Source organism: Sphingomonas sp. TDK1 (assembly GCF_001650735.1).
Classification (GTDB): Bacteria; Pseudomonadota; Alphaproteobacteria; order Sphingomonadales; family Sphingomonadaceae; genus Sphingomonas.
In genome coordinates, this window is the sequence record NZ_LXVY01000007.1 from 16,832 (window position 1) to 35,667 (window position 18,836).

Annotated in this window: 20 protein-coding genes; 11 read left to right on the forward strand and 9 right to left on the reverse strand. The window is 66.0% G+C overall.

All coding sequences use genetic code 11. The annotated features are described in order from the left end of the window. Positions 1-244: 244 nt before the first annotated feature. From A7X12_RS07655 to trhO, 10 genes are all read left to right on the forward strand, one after another. On the forward strand, positions 245-1,066 hold the full coding sequence (locus tag A7X12_RS07655; protein WP_064311077.1) for an AraC family transcriptional regulator: 822 nt from the start codon (positions 245-247) through the stop codon (positions 1,064-1,066). 43 nt (positions 1,067-1,109) lie between these two features. Then, positions 1,110-1,622: an SUF system Fe-S cluster assembly regulator gene (locus tag A7X12_RS07660; protein ID WP_064311078.1), complete on the forward strand. Its 513-nt coding sequence runs from the start codon at positions 1,110-1,112 to the stop codon at positions 1,620-1,622. Next, a complete protein-coding gene (gene sufB / locus A7X12_RS07665) occupies positions 1,622-3,085 on the forward strand; it encodes a Fe-S cluster assembly protein SufB (protein WP_064311079.1) in 1,464 nt (487 codons plus the stop codon). Before A7X12_RS07660 ends, sufB begins: the two co-directional genes overlap by 1 nt. Positions 3,086-3,182: 97 nt before the next feature. Beyond that, positions 3,183-3,605 (forward strand): hypothetical protein, encoded by a 423-nt coding sequence (locus tag A7X12_RS07670; protein ID WP_232318401.1) that lies wholly within the window; start codon positions 3,183-3,185, stop codon positions 3,603-3,605. Between the two features lie 5 nt (positions 3,606-3,610). After that, on the forward strand, positions 3,611-4,354 hold the full coding sequence (gene sufC / locus A7X12_RS07675; protein ID WP_064311080.1) for a Fe-S cluster assembly ATPase SufC: 744 nt from the start codon (positions 3,611-3,613) through the stop codon (positions 4,352-4,354). Beyond that, complete coding sequence (locus A7X12_RS07680) at positions 4,351-5,433, forward strand: SufD family Fe-S cluster assembly protein (RefSeq protein WP_198161963.1); 1,083 nt, start codon at positions 4,351-4,353, stop codon at positions 5,431-5,433. Before sufC ends, A7X12_RS07680 begins: the two co-directional genes overlap by 4 nt. 193 nt (positions 5,434-5,626) lie before the next feature. Next, on the forward strand, positions 5,627-6,841 hold the full coding sequence (locus A7X12_RS07685; protein ID WP_064311081.1) for a cysteine desulfurase: 1,215 nt from the start codon (positions 5,627-5,629) through the stop codon (positions 6,839-6,841). Next, complete coding sequence (locus tag A7X12_RS07690) at positions 6,838-7,305, forward strand: SUF system Fe-S cluster assembly protein (protein WP_064311082.1); 468 nt, start codon at positions 6,838-6,840, stop codon at positions 7,303-7,305. The genes A7X12_RS07685 and A7X12_RS07690 overlap by 4 nt, the downstream gene beginning before the upstream one ends. Before the next feature lie 133 nt (positions 7,306-7,438). Further along, a complete protein-coding gene (locus tag A7X12_RS07695; RefSeq protein ID WP_064311083.1) occupies positions 7,439-7,798 on the forward strand; it encodes a HesB/IscA family protein in 360 nt (119 codons plus the stop codon). 28 nt (positions 7,799-7,826) lie between these two features. Continuing rightward, the gene (gene trhO, locus A7X12_RS07700; RefSeq protein WP_064311084.1) at positions 7,827-8,804 is read left to right on the forward strand and encodes an oxygen-dependent tRNA uridine(34) hydroxylase TrhO; all 978 of its coding nucleotides are present in this window, start codon (positions 7,827-7,829) and stop codon (positions 8,802-8,804) included. A gap of 724 nt (positions 8,805-9,528) precedes the next feature. On the opposite strand, the gene A7X12_RS07705 is transcribed toward trhO, so the two are convergent. The 7 genes from A7X12_RS07705 to A7X12_RS07730 are packed head-to-tail and all read right to left on the reverse strand — an operon-like array spanning position 9,529 to position 13,422. Then, positions 9,529-10,161 (reverse strand): SURF1 family protein, encoded by a 633-nt coding sequence (locus A7X12_RS07705; protein WP_064311085.1) that lies wholly within the window; start codon positions 10,159-10,161, stop codon positions 9,529-9,531. A gap of 1 nt (position 10,162) precedes the next feature. Beyond that, complete coding sequence (locus A7X12_RS07710; protein WP_443029294.1) at positions 10,163-10,561, reverse strand: DUF983 domain-containing protein; 399 nt, start codon at positions 10,559-10,561, stop codon at positions 10,163-10,165. Between the two features lies 1 nt (position 10,562). After that, positions 10,563-11,447, reverse strand: coding sequence for a cytochrome c oxidase subunit 3 (locus A7X12_RS07715; protein ID WP_064311087.1), 885 nt, complete (start codon positions 11,445-11,447; stop codon positions 10,563-10,565). A 37-nt stretch (positions 11,448-11,484) separates the two neighbouring features. Continuing rightward, entirely contained in the window at positions 11,485-12,024 is a 540-nt protein-coding gene (locus A7X12_RS07720; RefSeq protein WP_064311088.1) for a cytochrome c oxidase assembly protein, read from the reverse strand. After that, positions 12,021-12,158, reverse strand: a complete 138-nt coding sequence (locus A7X12_RS25910) for a hypothetical protein (RefSeq protein WP_198161970.1) — start codon at positions 12,156-12,158, stop codon at positions 12,021-12,023. Before A7X12_RS25910 ends, A7X12_RS07720 begins: the two co-directional genes overlap by 4 nt. Before the next feature lie 29 nt (positions 12,159-12,187). Further along, positions 12,188-13,093, reverse strand: a complete 906-nt coding sequence (locus tag A7X12_RS07725) for a heme o synthase (RefSeq protein WP_064311089.1) — start codon at positions 13,091-13,093, stop codon at positions 12,188-12,190. A gap of 44 nt (positions 13,094-13,137) precedes the next feature. Beyond that, positions 13,138-13,422, reverse strand: a complete 285-nt coding sequence (locus tag A7X12_RS07730) for a hypothetical protein (protein WP_064311090.1) — start codon at positions 13,420-13,422, stop codon at positions 13,138-13,140. Positions 13,423-13,650: 228 nt separating this feature from the next. Here A7X12_RS07730 and A7X12_RS07735 point away from each other — a divergent pair, with 228 nt between their 5' ends. Then, positions 13,651-15,732 carry a TonB-dependent siderophore receptor gene (locus tag A7X12_RS07735; RefSeq protein WP_064311091.1) on the forward strand — a complete coding sequence of 694 codons (2,082 nt, stop codon included), beginning with the start codon at positions 13,651-13,653 and terminating at the stop codon, positions 15,730-15,732. 327 nt (positions 15,733-16,059) lie between these two features. Here the strand turns inward: A7X12_RS07735 and ctaD are convergent, their stop codons facing one another. After that, positions 16,060-17,718 (reverse strand): cytochrome c oxidase subunit I, encoded by a 1,659-nt coding sequence (gene ctaD, locus A7X12_RS07740; protein WP_064311092.1) that lies wholly within the window; start codon positions 17,716-17,718, stop codon positions 16,060-16,062. Between the two features lie 3 nt (positions 17,719-17,721). Continuing rightward, positions 17,722-18,831 (reverse strand): cytochrome c oxidase subunit II, encoded by a 1,110-nt coding sequence (coxB, locus tag A7X12_RS07745; protein WP_064311093.1) that lies wholly within the window; start codon positions 18,829-18,831, stop codon positions 17,722-17,724. Positions 18,832-18,836: the final 5 nt, after the last annotated feature.

The following is an 18,836-nucleotide window of genomic DNA, read 5'->3' on the forward strand; positions in this document are numbered from 1 at the left end:
GGGGTTCCGCTTAACGGGGGGAACCCTTTCCTTTCGGCCCGGCCAGGCAACTGGCCGGGCCTCTTTTCCGTTGCGCTCCGTGCGCGAACATGCTCCAGCTGTGCGACGAACCGAAGCACAGGGGAACAGCTTCGCATGCGTGGCGCCGAAGAGGGCCAGTTGGCGGTCGCGCCGCGCGAAAGCGACGGAGCGGGTCCGGCTTTTGACATTCGCTTTCAGCCGTCCGCCGGGCGGCTGATACCCCATGTCGATAGCTTTTACCTCGCGCACATACACACAGTGCATCGAAGGCGTCGAGCGGGTCGATCTCGGCCAGTGGCGCTTTCTCCTGCATGGCAGCGGGCATGTGACCTTCCCGGACGGGCATCGCGAGGCGACGATGCCGGTCATGGTCACCGGCCCCGGCACCGCGCACTGGACCTACCGCATCGAGGGGCCCTTCCGCTGCTTCGGCATGTCGCTGCGCGGCATCGGCTGGCGCACGCTGATCGGTCGACCGGCCGATCAGGTGGCGGATCGGCTGGTCGATGCGGCGGAGATCTTCGGTCCGGAGATCCACGCGCTGCATGCCGAGCTCTGTCGCCTGGAGACGCTGGAAGAGATGGCGGCGGCGGTAGAGCCGTTGCTGATGCGCCGGCTGGATGCCGCACGGCGCGTGCCGACGGCGCATATCGCCTTCCTGCGCATCGTGCGGGAATGGGCGGCCTCCGGCGATCCCACCATCGATGCGCTGTATGACGCCATGCAGGTGGAAACCGGCATGGGGCAGCGGCAGGTGCAGCGGCTGTGCAAGGAGTATTTCGCCGGGCCGCCCAATCACCTTCGCCGCAAGTTTCGGGCGATCGGCGCTGCCATGCGGATCCACCAGGGCGCCCCGCTTGCCGAGGTGATGGTGCCCTTTGCCGACCAGTCGCACATGATCAACGAGATCAAGCATTTTACAGGGCATACCCCGGGATCGTTGCGTGACGCGATCGATCCGGTACTGGCGGCGACACTGGAGAATGAGAAGTTCCACTTTCTCCCCGATGTGATCCCCGAGACGGTTGACCTCAGCGGCCGCTAGGCCCACATGGCCAATCGGATCAACTTTGTCCGATTGGGAGTCGATGCGTCTTTCGAGCCTCGCCGATTATGCCGTGGTGATGCTGGCGGCTGCCGCCCGGCACTGCGGCGCGTCGTGCCGGCTCAACGCGACGCTGCTCGCGAGCGAGACGGGCTTGCCCCTGCCGACCGTGCAGAAGCTGGTGAGCAAGCTCTCCGCTGCCGGCCTGATCGAAAGCGCGCGCGGCACCGGCGGCGGCTTCCGGCTGGCACGACCGCCCGCGGCGATCAGCCTTGCCGATATCGTCGAGGCGATTGAGGGCCCGATCGCGCTGACCGTCTGCGTCGACTCGGCCCGACATGACTGCGCTGTGGAAGGCAATTGCCGGGTAAAGCCGCATTGGGGCGTGGTGAGCGATGCGGTGCGGTCCGCGCTTGCCCAGGTCAGTCTCGCCAGCCTCAGCGGTCCTCCGGCGCTTGCGGGCCTCACCGCACCGGTGCATGGGCTCGCGCCTTCCACCCCCGACCTTTCTTCTCCTTCTCCGGCGCTCGCCGGAGAAAGCCAGGTATCTTTCTGATGGCCACCAAGAATGCCGAGGCGCTCGCCGCCGCGAACAAGAAGTACGAATGGGGCTTCGCCTCGGATGTCGAACAGGAGTTCGCGCCCAAGGGGCTGAGCGAGGATACCGTCCGCTACATCTCCGCCAAGAAGAACGAGCCGCAATGGATGCTCGACTGGCGGCTGAAGGCGTTCCGCCTGTGGCAGACGCTGGAGGCGCCGGACTGGGCCAAGCTCAACGTGCCGCCGATCGACTATCAGGACGCGTATTACTACGCCGAGCCCAAGCAGAAGAAGACGATCACCAGCCTCGACGAACTCGATCCGGAAATCCGCCGGACCTATGAGAAGCTCGGCATCCCGATCGAGGAGCAGAAGGTGCTCGCCGGCGTCGAGGGCGCGCGCAAGGTCGCGGTCGACGCGGTGTTCGACTCGGTCTCCGTGGCGACGACCTTCCGCGCGGAGCTCAAGGCGGCGGGCGTCATCTTCCTGTCGATCAGCGAGGCGATCCGGGAGTATCCCGAGCTGGTGCAGAAGTGGCTCGGCAAGGTGGTGCCGCAGCGGGACAATTATTTCGCCACGCTCAACAGCGCGGTCTTCTCCGACGGCACCTTCGTCTATGTGCCGGAGGGCGTGCGCTGCCCGATGGAGCTCTCCACCTATTTCCGCATCAACGCGGAAAATACGGGCCAGTTCGAACGCACGCTGATCGTCGCGGACAAGGGCGCGTACGTCTCCTATCTCGAAGGCTGCACCGCGCCGATGCGCGACGAGAACCAGCTGCATGCCGCGGTGGTGGAACTGGTCGCGCTGGACGATGCCGAGATCAAATACTCGACCGTCCAGAACTGGTATCCGGGCGACGAGAATGGCGTGGGCGGCATCTACAATTTCGTCACCAAGCGCGCGCTGTGCCAGGGCCGCAATTCCAAGGTGAGCTGGACCCAGGTCGAGACCGGCTCGGCGATCACCTGGAAATATCCGAGCTGCGTGCTGGCGGGCGAGAACTCGGTCGGCGAATTCTATTCGGTGGCGGTGACCAACAATCGCCAGCAGGCCGATACCGGCACCAAGATGATCCATCTCGGCAAGGGCAGCCGCTCGACCATCGTGTCGAAGGGCATCTCGGCCGGGCGCAGCGACAACACCTATCGCGGGCTGGTCCGCGTGGCGGCGAGCGCGGAGAATGTCCGCAACTTCACCCAGTGCGATTCGCTGCTGCTCGGCGACCAGTGCGGCGCGCACACCGTGCCCTATATCGAGGTGAAGAACCCGAGCGCCCAGATCGAGCATGAGGCGACGACCAGCAAGATCAGCGACGACCAGCTGTTCTACGCGCTCCAGCGCGGGCTGGACCAGGAAGCCGCCGTCGCGCTGATCGTCAACGGCTTTGCCCGCGAAGTGCTGCAGCAGCTGCCGATGGAGTTCGCGGTCGAGGCGCAGAAGCTGCTCGGCATCTCGCTCGAAGGGTCGGTCGGGTGATCGGCCATAGTTCCATTTCCAGCGTCGCTCAGCGTGCGCTCATCCGCGCGGGCGTAGCGACGACGCAGGGCCGCGTTCCGGGCCCGCAGGAGTATAGATGATGTTGAACGCCCTTCTCGCGGTTGCCTTTGCTCTCCAGGGCGGCGTTGCGATCGACAGCTCGGCGCAGTTCGGCGCGGCGACCAACCATGCGCGCTGCATCGTCCGCGCGATCGGCGTGGCGCCTGCCGATGCCGGTGCGCGTTCGGCCAAGGTCGCGAGCGCGATCAAGCAGTGCCGTGATTTTCTCGATTCCGATTTCCAGGCCGGCCGCCTGCTGCTCAACGATCGACCCTATCAGCCGAGCGCCTGGCGCAAGCTGACGCCGGTGCTCGATGCGATCGAAGCCGACATCAAGGCCAGCGTCACCGCGCCCAAGCAGTACAAGATCATGTGGAAGCTGCCCGACGGCGCACTGGTCGATGCCTATGACGCGGGCGCGCAGCCCAAGACCCTCTCTCTCGTGACCGTGGCGATCTGAACCCCATGCTGAATATCCAGAACCTGCACGCCGAAATCGACGGCAAGGAAATCCTCAAGGGCCTGACCCTGTCGCTGAACGCGGGCGAAGTGCACGCGATCATGGGCCCGAACGGTGCCGGCAAGTCGACGCTCGGCTATGTCCTCGGCGGCCGTAATGGCTACGAGGCGACCAGCGGCAGCGTGACCTTTGACGGGCAGGATCTGCTGGAACTCGAGCCGCACGAGCGCGCCGCCGCGGGCCTGTTCCTCGGCTTCCAGTACCCGGTCGAGATCCCCGGCGTGTCGAACGTCCAGTTCCTGCGCGAGGCGGCCAACGCCCAGCGCCGCCATCGGGACGAGGCGCCGCTTTCGGGCGCCGAATTCCTCAAGCTGGCGCGCGCGCAAGCGGCGGCGCTCGGCATGGATGCCGAGATGCTCAAGCGGCCGGTGAACGTGGGCTTCTCGGGCGGCGAGAAGAAGCGCAACGAGATGGTGCAGATGGGGATCCTCAACCCCAAGCTCGCCATCCTCGACGAGACCGACAGCGGCCTCGACATCGACGCGCTGAAGGCGGTGGGCGAGGGCATCAACCGCATCATGCGCGCGCCCGACAAGGCGGTGCTGCTGATCACCCACTATCAGCGCCTGCTTGATTACGTGAAGCCCGACTTCGTCCATGTTCTCGCCGATGGCCGCATCGTCCGCTCCGGCGGGCCGGAGCTGGCGCATGAACTCGAGCGCGAAGGCTATGGAGCGCTGGCCGCGTGACCGTGCTCGATCTTCCCTCGGCGCGGCAGGAGGCGTGGCGCTGGTCCGACATGGACACGCTGCGCGCCGCAGCCGAGAGCCCGCAGGTGGCGGCCACCGTCGACCCTGCCGATCTGTTCCTCGACTTGGACGGCCCGCGCCTGTGCTTCGTCGACGGCGTGTTCGAGCCCGCGCACAGCCGCCCGGGCCCGGTGGAAGTGACGCGGCAGATCGCCGCGACCGACCACCCGCTCGGCAGCCTGGCGGTGGGCGAGGGCTGGGCGCTGCACCTGGGCCCCGAGCATGCCGCGACCTGCATCCAGATCGTGCACCTCGGCACCGGCGGCGAGAATCATGTGCCCGCGCGCATCCTGCTCGCCGACGATGCCGTCGCGACGGTGGTCGAGACCTATGCCGGCACCGGCTGGGCCAACCGGCTGACCGCGATCGCGCTCGGCAAGGGCGCGCGGCTGATGCGCTCGGTGCGGCTGGTGCAGACCGGCGGGTTCGTCTCGATCCGCGACGAGGCGGAGATCGGCGAGGCGGCGAGCCTCGTCTCGATCTTCCTCGGTGCGGGGGGCATGGGCAGCCGGATCGACGGCGCGCTGACGCTGACCGGCAAGGGCGCCTTCGCCGAGATGGGCGGCGCGCTGCTCACCGGCGGCACCCAGCGGCAGGAAGCCGCGGTGGCCGTCCGGCACGAGCAGATCGAAGGCACGTCGCGCCAGATCTGGCGCGCGGTCGCGGCCGACCAGTCGGTGGCGAGCCTTGCCGCGCGGGTGGAAGTCGCGCGCGGCGCGCAGCAGACCGATGGCGAACAGTCGCTGCGCGGGCTGCTGCTCCAGCGCACCGCAACGGTGAACCTCAAGCCCGAACTCGAAATCTTCGCCGACGACGTGAAGTGCGCGCACGGCGCGACGGTCGGTGAGCTCGATCGCAACGCGCTCTTCTATCTGCAGAGCCGGGGCATCGAGGACGCGCAGGCCAAGGCGCTGCTGACCCATGCTTTCGTGACGGATGCGCTGGCGCGGATCGGCGAAGAGCCGGTGCGCGAAGCCTTTGCGGCTGACGCGGCCAGGTGGCTGGAGGCGGCGCTGTGAGTGTCGTGAGCTACACCGCGCTCAAGCCTCTCCCCTTCAGGCGCACCGGGTCGGCGCTGCCCCCGGCAGCGCCTGAACAGCGCGGGGCGCTGTTCACCCGGCGCGGGGTTGGGGTGGGGGACTTCATTTGGAGTGCGGCCCATGCCTCTCGGTCATGCCCCACCCCAGCCTCTCCCCTGAAGGGGAGGGGCTTATGAGTTCCGTAGTGACGACCGCAGCCCCGCTTGACGTGCTTGCGGACTTCCCCGCGATCCCCGCGGGCTGGGCCTATCTCGACACCGCCGCCACGTCGCAAAAGCCCCGCCCGGTGCTCGATGCGATCGCGCGCGGCTATGGCGAAACCTATGCCACCGTGCATCGCGGCGTGTATCAGCGCTCGGCCGACATGACGCTCGCCTTCGAGGCGGCGCGGGCGCGGGTCGCCAAGTTCATCGGCGGCAAGCCGGAGGAAGTGGTGTTCGTCCGCGGCGCGACCGAGGGGATCAACCTCGTCGCTGAGTGCTACGCTGCCACCCAGCTCAAGGCCGGCGACCGCATCCTGCTCTCGGCCCTCGAGCATCATTCGAATATCGTGCCGTGGCAGATGGCCGCCGAGAAGATCGGCGCACACATCGACGTGGTGCCGCTCACCGAAGACCATCGCATCGATCTCGACGCGATGGCCGCGATGCTGACCGACCGGCACAAGCTGGTCGCGCTTGCGCACGTATCGAACGTGCTCGGCTCGGTGCTCGACGTGCGGCGGGCGACCGAACTGGCGCACAAGGTCGGCGCCAAGGTCCTGATCGACGGCTGCCAGGCGGTCGCCCGGCTCCCGGTGAACGTCGCCGAGCTCGGCTGTGACTTCTATGTCTTCTCGGGTCACAAGCTCTACGGCCCGACCGGGATCGGCGTGCTGTGGGGCCGGTACGCGCTGCTCGACGCGATGCCTCCCTATCAGGGCGGCGGCTCGATGATCGACCGCGTGACCTTCGCCAAGACCACCTATGCGCCGCCGCCGGGCCGGTTCGAGGCGGGCACGCCGCACATCGTCGGCGTGGTCGGGCTGCATGCGGCGATCGACTATGTCGACGGCATCGGGCTGGACCGCATCCACGCCCACGAAACCGCGCTGGTGACCGAGACGCGCGCCGCGCTCGCGGGCATCAACAGCGTGCGGTTGTTCGGCCCGGCGGACAGCGCCGGCATCGTCAGCTTCGCGGTGGAGGGCGTGCACCCGCACGACGTCGCGACGATCCTCGATGAGGGCAATGTCGCGATCCGCGCCGGGCATCACTGCGCCCAGCCGCTGATGGAGTTGCTGGAGGTCCCCGCCACCGCGCGGGCGAGCTTCGGCGTGTATAACGGGCCGGCCGATGTGGCCGCGCTCGTGCGAGGAATCGAACGAGTGACGAGGATCTTCGGATGAACGAAGAACGCAGGATCGTGGTGGAAGAAGTCGAGGCCGTCGAGGCGCCGCCCAAGGCGCGGGTCGACGAGGCGATCGAGCCCGCCGCCGAGCGCAAGCGCGACTATCTCTCCGGCTTCCTCTCGCAGAAGCCCGTCGAGGCGGGTGCAGGCGAGCCCGGCGGTCCGCTCTACGAAGCGGTGATCGACGCGCTCAAGGAGATTTATGACCCGGAGATCCCGGTCAACCTCTACGATCTGGGGCTGATCTACGGCGTCGACATTACCGCCAACGGCCATGCCGCGATCACCATGACGCTGACCACGCCGCATTGCCCGGTGGCGGAATCGATGCCGGGCGAAGTCGAGCTGCGGGTGAGCGCGGTGCCGGGCATCGCCACCGCCGACGTCAATCTGGTGTGGGATCCGCCCTGGGACCCGCAGAAGATGAGCGACGAGGCGAAGCTGGAACTGGGGATGTTGTGATCCCAATAGCCCCTCCCCTTCAGGGGAGGGGTTGGGGGTGGGGCCTGACCGACGAGCGAGTCCGACGCTCGTGGAGAGTCCCCCACCCCAACCCTCCCCTGAAGGGGAGGGGCTTAAGAAGGTAGAAGAGACGATGACCACCGCGACCACCTCCCGCCAGCGCCCCGCCGCGCTGCACCTTACGCCCGCCGCCGAGGCGCGCATCGCCGCGCTGATGGCGAAGGCGCCGGAGGGCACGGTCGGCGTCAAGCTTTCCACGCCGCGGCGGGGCTGTTCGGGCCTCGCCTATTCGGTCGATTACGTCGCCGAGGCCAAGCCGTTCGATGAGAGGATCGAGACCCCCGGCGGCACCTTTTTCGTCGATGGCGGGTCGGTGCTGTACCTGATCGGCTCGACGATGGACTGGGTGGAAGACGATTTCACCGCTGGCTTCGTGTTCACCAATCCCAATGCCAAGGGAACCTGCGGCTGCGGTGAAAGCTTCATGGTCTAATCGCGCGCGCTGGAGTACAGCCGCCGAAATGACTGAAGCTGCGGATACTGCCGCGCTGCCGATCCGTGTGGCGGCGCTCTACCAATTCACCCGGTTCGACGACCCGGCGGCGCTGCAGGGCCCGTTGGCCAAGCTTTGCTGCGCGCAAGGCGTGAAGGGCACGCTGCTGCTCGCGCGCGAGGGGATCAACGGCACGATCGCAGGCAGCGACGAGGGCATCGCGGCGGTGGTCGCGCATGTCCGCGCGCTGCCGGGCTGCGCTGGGCTCGATGTGAAATATGCCCGTGCCGCCGAGCAGCCCTTCTACCGGATGAAGGTGCGCCTCAAGCGCGAGATCGTGACCATGGGGCAGCCAGACATCGATCCGCTCGCCAGTGTCGGCACCTATGTGGCGCCCGAGGATTGGAACGACCTGATCGCCGATCCGAACACGATCGTGATCGATACGCGGAACGACTATGAGGTCGCCGCCGGTACCTTCCGTGGCGCGATCGACCCGCACACCAAGAGCTTCCGCGACTTTCCCGAGTGGTTTCGCGCGCATCGCGAGGAACTGCTGGGGCGCGGCGAGGCGCCGCCCAAGGTCGCGATGTTCTGCACCGGCGGCATCCGCTGCGAGAAGTCGACCGCGTTCCTCAAGTCCGAGGGCATCGAAGCGGTGTTCCACCTCAAGGGCGGCATCCTCAACTATCTGGAAAAGGTGCCGGAGGCGCAGAGCCTGTGGGAGGGCGAATGCTTCGTGTTCGACCAGCGCGTGACAGTGGGCCACGGCCTGGCGCCCGGCAGCTACGAACTCTGCCACGCCTGCCGCCGCCCGGTAAGCGTCGAAGACCGTCGCTCGCCGCGCTACGAGGCGGGGGTCAGCTGCGCGGCCTGCTTTGACGAGCGCACCGATGCGGATCGCGAACGCTATCGCGAACGCCAGCGGCAGGAGAGCTTCGCCGCGACGCGGGGCGAGCCGCATGTGGGGAAGGTGTATCCGGCGGCGGAAGACGCAGAGGACTAAGCGGCTATAAGCCTCGCACATCTTCGGGCGCATCGACGTGCGCCCTTTCCTCACTGCGTCGTCGCCTCAAACATGATCCGGGGCCCGTTTCCTCCGCTGCCGAGGAAGCGGGTTCCCAGCGTAAGCCCGGGACGACGAAAGTTAAGGGAGCCGGCTTCCGCCCCAGTTGCGGACGTTAGGGACCGCCAAGTTCGGGCCACTGTCGCCAGCCCCATCCTTCACTGCAGAGCGACTGCGGACCTTTGCACATCGGAGATGCATCCATGATGGCACGCACGGCCCGAACGCGCTTACAATCTGCAGCGGGCGATACTTCGAGCACCGCTTGCGGTCTTGGGTTCTCGGTGTTCATTTGGAGCATGTAGCGACGCAAGATTGCATCGGAGATGATAGTTTTATTCCAGATGATTGAGCCGTCTGACCCTATGTAGACGGGCTGCACTACTCTCAAATGACCGACGCCGTCTTTCTCTCGGCCCCAATGAGCTAGCGGAGTCGAGCAGTTCGCTGCATAGTTCCTCGGCGCTTGATCGCACCCACCAGAGAGTGGTGTGACGAGAAGGCTTAGCATCACCAGGCGGGGCTTCATCCGGCGATGCTGTCAAATTTCACTTCGGCGAGCAATGACCGCTTCCCACACAGTTTCCGTAGTCCAGGCGTATGGCGACGGGCAAGTGAGTGGCGACCAAAGCGTCGATCACCGGCACGCTTCGCTGCCGGTAACTTACCTTACGCCAGGCTGTGGCGCACCGCGTGCCCGGAGCCGCAGCGCGAGCGCATAGATGATGATCGCCACGCCCGCGAACAGGAACCACTGCACCGCATAGGCGAGGTGGTTGTTGGGCACGCTGGCGATGTCCGGCGGGGTGCTCGGCTCCAGCCCCGGTGCGGCCTGTTCCGACACCAGCATCAGTGGTTGCGGCGTGGAATCGAACATGCTTGCGATCAGCGGGCGGTGATCGGGAGCGCGGGTGAGGGTGCCGCTCACCACCCCGCCGGGCCAGCGCGGACGAAACATCGGGTCGCGCGTCACGCCCATGTCTACGAGCAGCGTGGCATCCGTATGGGTTCGGCACGTCGCGATCTGCCGCCATCCCTGCATGCCCTGTGCCCCGCGGCCGCCCTGGCGTGTCCAGCCTGTCACCGCCTGACAGGCAGACCGGGCATGGCGGAACAGCAACGAGGAATCGGCGGCGCCGCTCTCGATCGTGATCGTGGGCTGCATGGCGTTTGCAGCGAAGACGGCGAGCGCGCTCTGCTTCTGCGCGCGTCTGTCCAGCTGCCAGAAACCGAGCGCGATCATGCCGGCGACCGCGAGGCCGACCAGGAGCGTGGGGAGGAGCGGCAGGCGGCGCATGTCAGTCCTCGTGGAGTCGCCCTTCCCGGGCGCGGTTGCGGAATTCCAGGGCAAGCAGCAGGCCCTTCGCCACCCGCAGTGATCCCACCACCAGCGCCAGCGTGACCGGCGGCCAGAGCAGCAGATGCGCCCAGAAGGGCGGCGAGAGTCCGAACTCCACCCACAGCGCGAGGATCGTCACCATCGCGCCGATTCCCAGCGTGAGGAACACCACCGGCCCGTCACCGACGTTGAAATCGGAGAATTGCAGCCCACAGGCGGAGCAGCGATCGGCGAAAGCGGTAAAGCTTCGGAACAGCGTCTTCGCGCCGCAGCGCGGGCAGCATCCGTATAGGCCGGATGCGATCGGGGGCGGCAGTGGCCTGCCGCCCCCTTCGTGACTCTGGATCGGATCGGCCACGTCAGCCAGCGTGGACCGGCGCGCCCCAACCGCCCCAGACATAGATCGACGCGAACAGGAACAGCCAGACGACGTCGACGAAATGCCAGTACCAGGCCGCCGCCTCGAAGCCGAAATGTTGCTTGGGCGTGAAGTCGCCGCGATAGGCGCGCACCAGGTTGACGATCAGGAAGATTGTCCCGACGATCACATGGAAGCCGTGAAAGCCCGTCGCCATGAAGAAGGCGCCGCCATAGCTGGAGCCGCCTTCGCTCGCCGCCTTGAAGGGGAAGGGGGCCTCCATATACTCATAGGCCTGGAGGCAGCTGAAGATCGCGCCGAGCACGACGGTAAGCCACAGGCCCTTCTTTACCGTGTCGTTCTCGCCCACGCCGATCAGGCCCCAGATCCCGCGCAGCTCGCCGCCACGCTCGTTATGGATCAGACCGTGGTGCGCCCAGGTGACGGTGCAGCCCGAGCAGAGCAGGATCAGCGTATTGAGCAGCGGGAACTGCCACGCGTCGAGCACTTCCATGCCCTTGGGCGGCCAGGTGCCGCCAACCGCCTCGACCGTGGAGGGGAAGAGCGAGAAATCGAACCAAGCCCAGAACCAGCCGACGAAGAACATCACTTCGGAAGCGATGAACAGGATCATGCCGTAGCGGAGGTGGAGCTGCACGATCGGCGTGTGATCGCCGGCATGCGCCTCCTGGATCACCTTGCCCCACCAGCCGAACATCGTAAGCAGCACCAGCACGAAGCCGGTGGTGAGCACGAGCGTGCCGTTGGCGAGCTTGTGCATCCACATCACGCCGCCCGAAGCGAGGATCAGCGCGCCCAGCGAACCTAATAGCGGCCAGATGCTCGGCGGCAGGATATGGTACTGGTGGTTCTTTGCTCCAGCCATGGGCGTATCCCCAATCCTCTCTCTATTTTGCGTGATGCTAGCTTGGTGTCTTCGGCGAATCCACAGGATAAAATGTATAGGAAAGCGTGATCTCCTCGACGTCGCGGGCGTCGGGATCGTTCAAGATTTTCGGATCCACGAAAAAGATCACCGGCATGCGTACGGTCTCGCCGGGCTTGAGCGTCTGCTGCGTGAAGCAGAAGCATTGGATCTTGGTGAAATATTTGCCGACCTGTGCGGGGGTGACGTTGAACGTCGCCGTGCCGGTGATCGGATGGTTGGACATATTGGTGGCGGTGAAAAACGCCATGTCGCGGCCGCCGATGTCGATCGTGTCCGCGCGGCGTTCGGGTGCAAACTTCCAGGGCAGCTTGGGGCTGACATTGCTGTCGAACGCGATCGTGATCTTCTGACCCGTCGCGCCGGGCGCGCGCAGCCCGCGTTGGGTGGTGCCGTTCAGGCCCGTCGCCTCGCAGAAGATCCGGTACAGCGGCACTGCGGCGAAGCCGAGTCCGGTCATGCCGCACACCAACACGGCACCCATCAGGCCGACGCGCAGGTTGCGGCTGATCCTCATCCGCCGTGGCCCAGCTTCATCTTCACCACCGAAATCGCGAACACCAGCACAACGAAGCCGCCGAGCAGCCACGCCATCACCCGCGCCCGCGAACGCTGGCGCGCGCGGATCAACTCCAGCTCCGATGCCGGCATGCGAATCACATCCTCTCCGCGTGAGTCGTTCATCCCACCCACCTGTCGATCACAAGCGCACCGAATAGCACGAAAAGATACAATATCGAGAATTTGAACAGGCGCTTTTCCGGGATCATACGGTCGTCCGGGTCGGTCCGGCGCGTGGCGACCTGCACCGCCATGGCGAGGAAGATGCCCGACATCAGCGCGGCAGTGAGGCCGTAGATCATGCCCGTAAGCCCCAGCGGCCAGGGCGCGGCGGCGGCGGCGATCATCGGCAGGGTGTAGAGGCCGATCTGGATGCGGGTGGTACGTTCGCCTGCGACGACGGGCAGCATCGGCACGCCGGCGTTGGCGTAATCCGTCTTCACGAACAGCGCGAGCGCCCAGAAATGCGGCGGCGTCCACAGGAAGATCAGCGCAAAAAGGAGGAGCGGCAGCGCCGCGACATCGCCGGTGGCAGCTGCCCAGCCGATCAAGGGCGGAAAGGCGCCCGCCGCACCGCCGATCACGATATTCTGCGGCGTCCGGCGCTTCAGCCAGATCGTGTAGACGAACACGTAGAAAAGGATGGAGACGGCGAGGATCAGCGTCGCGACCAGGTTGATCGCGAAATACATCAGCACCAGGCTGAATGCCGCGAGACCCACGCCGAAATGCAGCGCCGATTGCCGATCCATGCGCCCGGCGGGCAGCGGTCGGCCCTGGGTGCGCTTCATCTTGGCGTCGAGATCGGCTTCATACCATTGGTTGAGCGCACCGGCAGCACCCGCGCCCAGCGCGATACAGAGGATCGCGGTGAAGCCGAGCACCGGATGGATGGGTACCGGGGCGGCGAGCATGCCGCACAGGCCGGTGAAGACCACCAGCGTCATCACCCGGGGCTTGGTGAGGGCAAGGAAATCGCGCCAATCGGCGGGTATAGCGGGATTGGCGTTGGTCACGGACGTCATCGCTCCCGATATACGGCGCGCTTCGGGCGGGCGAAAGGGGCCTGTCAACCAAGCCTTTTGGCGTTGGCGCGCACCTTGCGGCGATAATGCCGCAACGCCTTGCTTGCCTGGGCTTGCGGCGTGCTGCCGAGTCGGCCGGTGGCGGCAGCGACCTGCAGTTCCCAAGCCGCCTGCATCTTCTCGGCGACCATGCGCTGGGCCTCTGCCGTGGCGGCAGGCCCGCCGGCGGCAAGCTTGGTGAGCCGCAGCCCGATGACGGTGGAGGCTTCCATCCCGAGCATCCAGCTGTCGAGGCCGATCTTCATCCAGTCGGCATAAGAGGTACGCATGCGAGTCTCCAGGAAATGCCGTGTCCCCGATCAACGCGCGAGCCGCAGGTCCGGGGCCGGTGCAGCAGGATAGCCGCGAGAAGTTACGAAGTTTGGGCGTTGATGCGCCCTTCCGCCACCGTGCGCCAGTGGATTCGGCGCTGTCGACCTCCTGCTATTGCAACTAATTATTATTATGCCTATGCGCCCCCGCAACGATCCAGACCGGGTAGCGGGGACCCACGCCAAATGTTCGCATCTACATCACGCGCGCGCCGTGCGCTTCTCGTCCTGCTTGCCGGCACGGCGGCCGAGCCGGCGCTGGCGCAGGAACGGATGCCGCACGACGATATCGTCGTCACGGCGCGCGCGGCCAATGCGAGCATCCTTGGCGCGGACGTTCCGCCCCTCGCCTATCCGCAATCGGTGCGTGTGCTCGATCGCGAGGTACTCGATGCCGTGAACCCCACCCGCCTGGCCGACCTGTTCGACCTGGCCGGCGGCGTTTCCCGGCAGAATGACTTCGGCGGCCTGTGGGACAAAGTGGCGATCCGCGGATTTGCCGGCGACGAGAATGCAGGGCCGGACATCCGGGTGAACCGCTTCAGCGGCAATTTCGGATTCAACGCGCCGGTGGATGCAGCGACGATCGAGCGGGTCGAAATTCTCAAGGGGGCCACGGCGGCGCTCTCCGGACTGGGCGAACCGGGCGGGGCGATCAACATCGTCACCAAGGCGCCGATCGATACGTTCCAGGGGGCTGCCGATGTCAGCGTGGGTAGCTGGAACAGTTGGCGTGGCACCGCCGATGTGACCGGTCCGCTCGCGGCAGGGCTTTCCGCGCGGCTGATTGGCGTAGCCGAGGGGCATGACAGCTTCCGCGACCATGTCGACGGATCGCGTCGGTTGATCGCACCCTCGCTCGCCTGGTCGCCGGGTGCTGGTCTGCGGCTGCTCTACCAGGCCGAATATATGCGCAATACGAGTGTACTCGATCGCGGCGTGGCGGCGGTGGGCGGCAATGCGCGGGGGATGGACCGCGCCACCTTCCTCGGCGAACCCGTCGACGGCCATGTGGTGCAGAACAGCTTCTGGCAGCAAGGCAGCCTGTTCGCCGATCTGGGCAAGGATCTGCGCCTGGAACTGGCCGCCAACCAGCGCGACGGATCGCTGCGCGGTTTCGGCACCATGGTCGATTTCGGACCACGCGGGCTGCAGCCCGATGGTCGCACTGCCGGACGCGACCGGCGATACCACGACTTCGTCTGGAACGATCTGTCGCTCCGCGCCGAGCTCACCGCCAAGGCCGATCTGTTGGGAATGGCGCACGATCTGCGTATCGGCGTCGATCGAGTCCGTTACGGCATGGACTTCGTGCTGGACCGCGCCCGCGGGACGCCCACCCGGCCGCTGCTGCCGATCGACCTGTTCGATCCGGTCTATGCCCAGGGCCCGTTGCCGGTGCCACCGCGTTTCGCCAGTCGCCACAGCTGGTATCGCAGCGAAAGCGTCTATGCGCAGGACCTTATCAGCGCGGGGCCGTTCACGCTGCTGCTGGGCGCGCGGTGGAACAGCTTCCGAGAGACGGTGGTCAATCGCCTGACCGCAGCCCGCCTGGAGACGGTCGACAAGGGCATCACTCCACGCGCGGCGCTCACCTGGAAGGCAGGCGATGCGCTGGCCTTCTACGCCAGTTGGGGCCAGTCGCTGCGGCTCAATCCGTCGGACGGCACCAGCACCTTCAACGCGGAGCGCAGCGAATCGGTCGAGGTTGGCGTGAAATGGGCGTTGTTCGGCCAGCGCCTCACCGGCCAGGCGGCGCTGTTCGACATGATCAAACGCAACGTGCTCAACCCCAATGCGATCGATCCCTTCGAGAGGACCCAGATCGGCCGGCAGCGCTCACGCGGCGGCGAGATCGAGCTCAACTGGAAGATGGCACACGATATGCTCGTCACCGGCACCTACACGCATCTCCAGGCGCGGGTGCGCAATGACGTGAACTCGGCGCTGATCGGCACCGCGCTCAACAATGTGCCGGACGATATGGGCAGCCTGTTCGTAGAGAAGACGCTGGGCCGCGTGGCGCTGGGCGGCGGGGTGACGCATGTCGGGCGCCGTGCAGGCGATCCGTTTGGAACCAGCTATCGCCTGCCGGCCTACACCATCGCCCGGGCGAACCTCAGCGTCGCGGTCACCCGGAGGCTGACCGTGCGCGCCGATGTCGATAACCTCTTCGACACCTATTATATCGCCAGTTCCTACGCCAATGTCTGGACGATGCCGGGTGCGCCGCGGAGCGTTCGGGTCACGGCGTCGACGCGGTTCTAGACTAGAGCGAGAAGGCATGATGTTGACCCAATCGTGACGCCCTGCCGCCGCTCGTCGGCTAGGCGTGTCGCGCGGCGCGTGCCGGTGGCCCGTGCCAGTGGTGCGACGACATCCGGCGGATCCCGGGGCGTGGTCGCTCATCGTTCGCGGGGGCAAAACCGCGTTCCCTCCCCGTTTCTGGGTGCGAGGCCAAATCGGCTCCGTCACGATGGGGTAACACAGCGCCCTTCGCGCCAGCGCGTCCACCTGCATAGAAAGCGCGTCGACCGGCATGCAAAAAGCCCCGGAGGTATCCCCCCGGGGCTTTTTCGTTCTGCCTGGATCGGATCAGTCGATCTTCGGCAGCGTCTCGAACTGGTGGAAGGGCGGGGGGCTCGACAGCGTCCATTCGAGCGTGGTCGCCCCTTCGCCCCACGGGTTGGCTTCCGCCTTCCTGCCCGCGAGCAGCGAGTAGATGACGTTCACGAAGAATACCGCCATGCCGGCCGCCATGATCATGTAGCCGACCGTGGCGGTGTGGTTCCAATAGGCATATTGGTCCGTATAGTCGGGGATGCGGCGCGGCATGCCCTGCAGGCCCAGGAAGTGCATCGGAAAGAACAGCAGGTTTACGCCGACGAAGAACACCCAGAAGTGAATCTGGCCAAGAAGTTCGCTGTACATCTTGCCGGTCATCTTCGGGAACCAATAGTAGAATCCCGCGAACAGGCTGAACACGGCGCCCAGCGACAGCACATAGTGGAAGTGAGCGACGACGTAATAGGTGTCCTGCATATAGTCGTCGACGCCGCCATTGGCGAGGACCACGCCGGTCACGCCGCCGACGGTGAACATGAAGATGAAGCCGATCGCCCAGACCATCGGGGTCTTGAAGCTGATCGAGCCGCCCCACATCGTCGCGATCCACGAGAAGATCTTCACGCCGGTCGGCACCGCGATCACCATGGTGGCGGCGGTGAAGTACATCTTCACCTGCACCGGCAAGCCGGTGGTGAACATGTGGTGCGCCCAGACGACGAAGCCGACCAGGCCGATCGCCACCATCGCATAGGCCATGCCGAGATAGCCGAACACCGGCTTGCGGCTGAACGTCGCGATGATGTGGCTGATGATGCCGAAGCCGGGCAGGATCATGATGTATACTTCGGGGTGGCCGAAGAACCAGAACAGGTGCTGATAGAGCACCGGATCGCCGCCATATTGCGGGTCGTAAAAGGCGGTGCCGAAGTTGCGATCGGTGATCAGCATGGTGATCGCCGCGGCCAGTACCGGCAGTGCCAGCAGCAGCAGGAATGCGGTGACCAGCACCGACCAGGCGAATAGCGGCATCTTGTGCAGCGTCATGCCCGGCGCGCGCATGTTGAAGATCGTCGTGATGAAGTTGATCGCGCCGAGGATCGACGCCGCGCCCGCCAGGTGGAGCGAGAAGATCGCGAAATCGACCGACGGCCCCGGCTCGCCATAGGTGGAGAGCGGCGCATAGACCGTCCAGCCCGTGCCCGCGCCCACCCCGACGAAGGGCGAGAGCATCAGCAGGATGAAGCCCGCCACGGTCAGCCAGAAGGAGATGTTGTTCATTCGTGGGAAGGCCATGTCCGGCGCGCCGATCATGATGGGCACGAACCAGTTGCCGAACCCGCCGATCATTGCCGGCATCACCATGAAGAACACCATGATCAGCCCGTGCGCGGTGATCAGCACGTTCCAGAAGTGCATTGCCTCGTCGAACGTGCCTTCGCCGTGCAGCTTGGCGACCCACCAGGGCAGGTACTGGATGCCGGGCTGCATCAGCTCGGCGCGCATGATGCCCGAGATCGCGCCGCCGATGATGCCCGCGATGATCGCGAAGATCAGGTAGAGCGTGCCGATGTCCTTGTGGTTGGTCGACATGAACCAACGGGCGAAGAAGCTGGGCTTGTGATCGGCGTCATGGTCGCCATGCGCATGGTCGTGCGCGGCGGAGTAGGGGAGCGCGGTATCAGTCATGGCTCAGTTGCCCGTGTTGCCGGCGCCGGCGGGATTCGCGGTCGCAGGCTGGTTGGACGGTGCCGCGGTAGCGGTTGCATTGACGGTGGGTTCGGGATCCGTCGTGCCGTTGGCGGTGGCGTCGGTCGCGTCGTTGCCCATCGCGGTGGTGCTCGCCGGCTCGGCCTTGGCGCCCGGCATCGTGCCGCCCTTGGAGGCGACCCATTGCGCGAACTTGGCCGGGCTCACCGCCTCGACCGCGATCGGCATATAGGCGTGGCGCGCGCCGCACAGTTCCGAGCACTGGCCGAAATAGACGCCTTCCTTCTGGATGATGAAGCTCGTCTCGTTCAAGCGCCCGGGGATCGCGTCCAGCTTGATCCAGAAAGCAGGCATCGCCCAGCTGTGGATCACGTCGGTCGCGGTCGTCACCAGCCGGATCGGCACGCCGACCGGCAGCACCACGCGCTGGTCGGTAGCGAGCAGGCGGGGGCCGTCGGCATCGGTGCGATAGCGCTGGCCCTTGCCGACCTGCCCTTCTTCCTTGAGCATGTTGGCGGTCAGCTGGATGTTGCCGTTGTCCGGATATTCGTAGGACCAGAACCACTGGTTGCCGATCGCCTTCAGCGTCACCGCGCCCTTGGGCGCTGGCTTGAACTGCGCCGCGAGCAGCTTGATCGAGGGAATGGCGATCGCCACCAGGATCAGCACCGGTGCGAGTGTCCACAGGATCTCGATCGCGGTGTTGTGGCTGGTCCGCGACGGCGTCGGGTTGGCCGCACGGCGATAGCGGATAATCACCCAGACCAGCAGCAGCAGCACGAAGATCGAGATGATCGTGATCAGCGGCAGCAGGATCACGTTGTGGAACCAGTGCGCTTCCTGGCCGGTCGGGGTCACCTGCTGCTGAAGATAGAAGGCCTTGTCGACCGGCTCACCGACGCCGGGTACCGCCGTGTGCAGCGGCTTGCCGGCGGCATCGAGCGTCGGATCGGCGACCTTGGCGGCCGGTGCTGCGGGGGCGGCTGCAGCCGTAGACGGGGCAGGGGGCGGGGCGGCGGGTTGCGCCGATCCCGGTGAAGCGAAGGCCAGACCAGCGGCCAGCAAGATCGACGGTACCAAGAAACTGCGCATAAGGT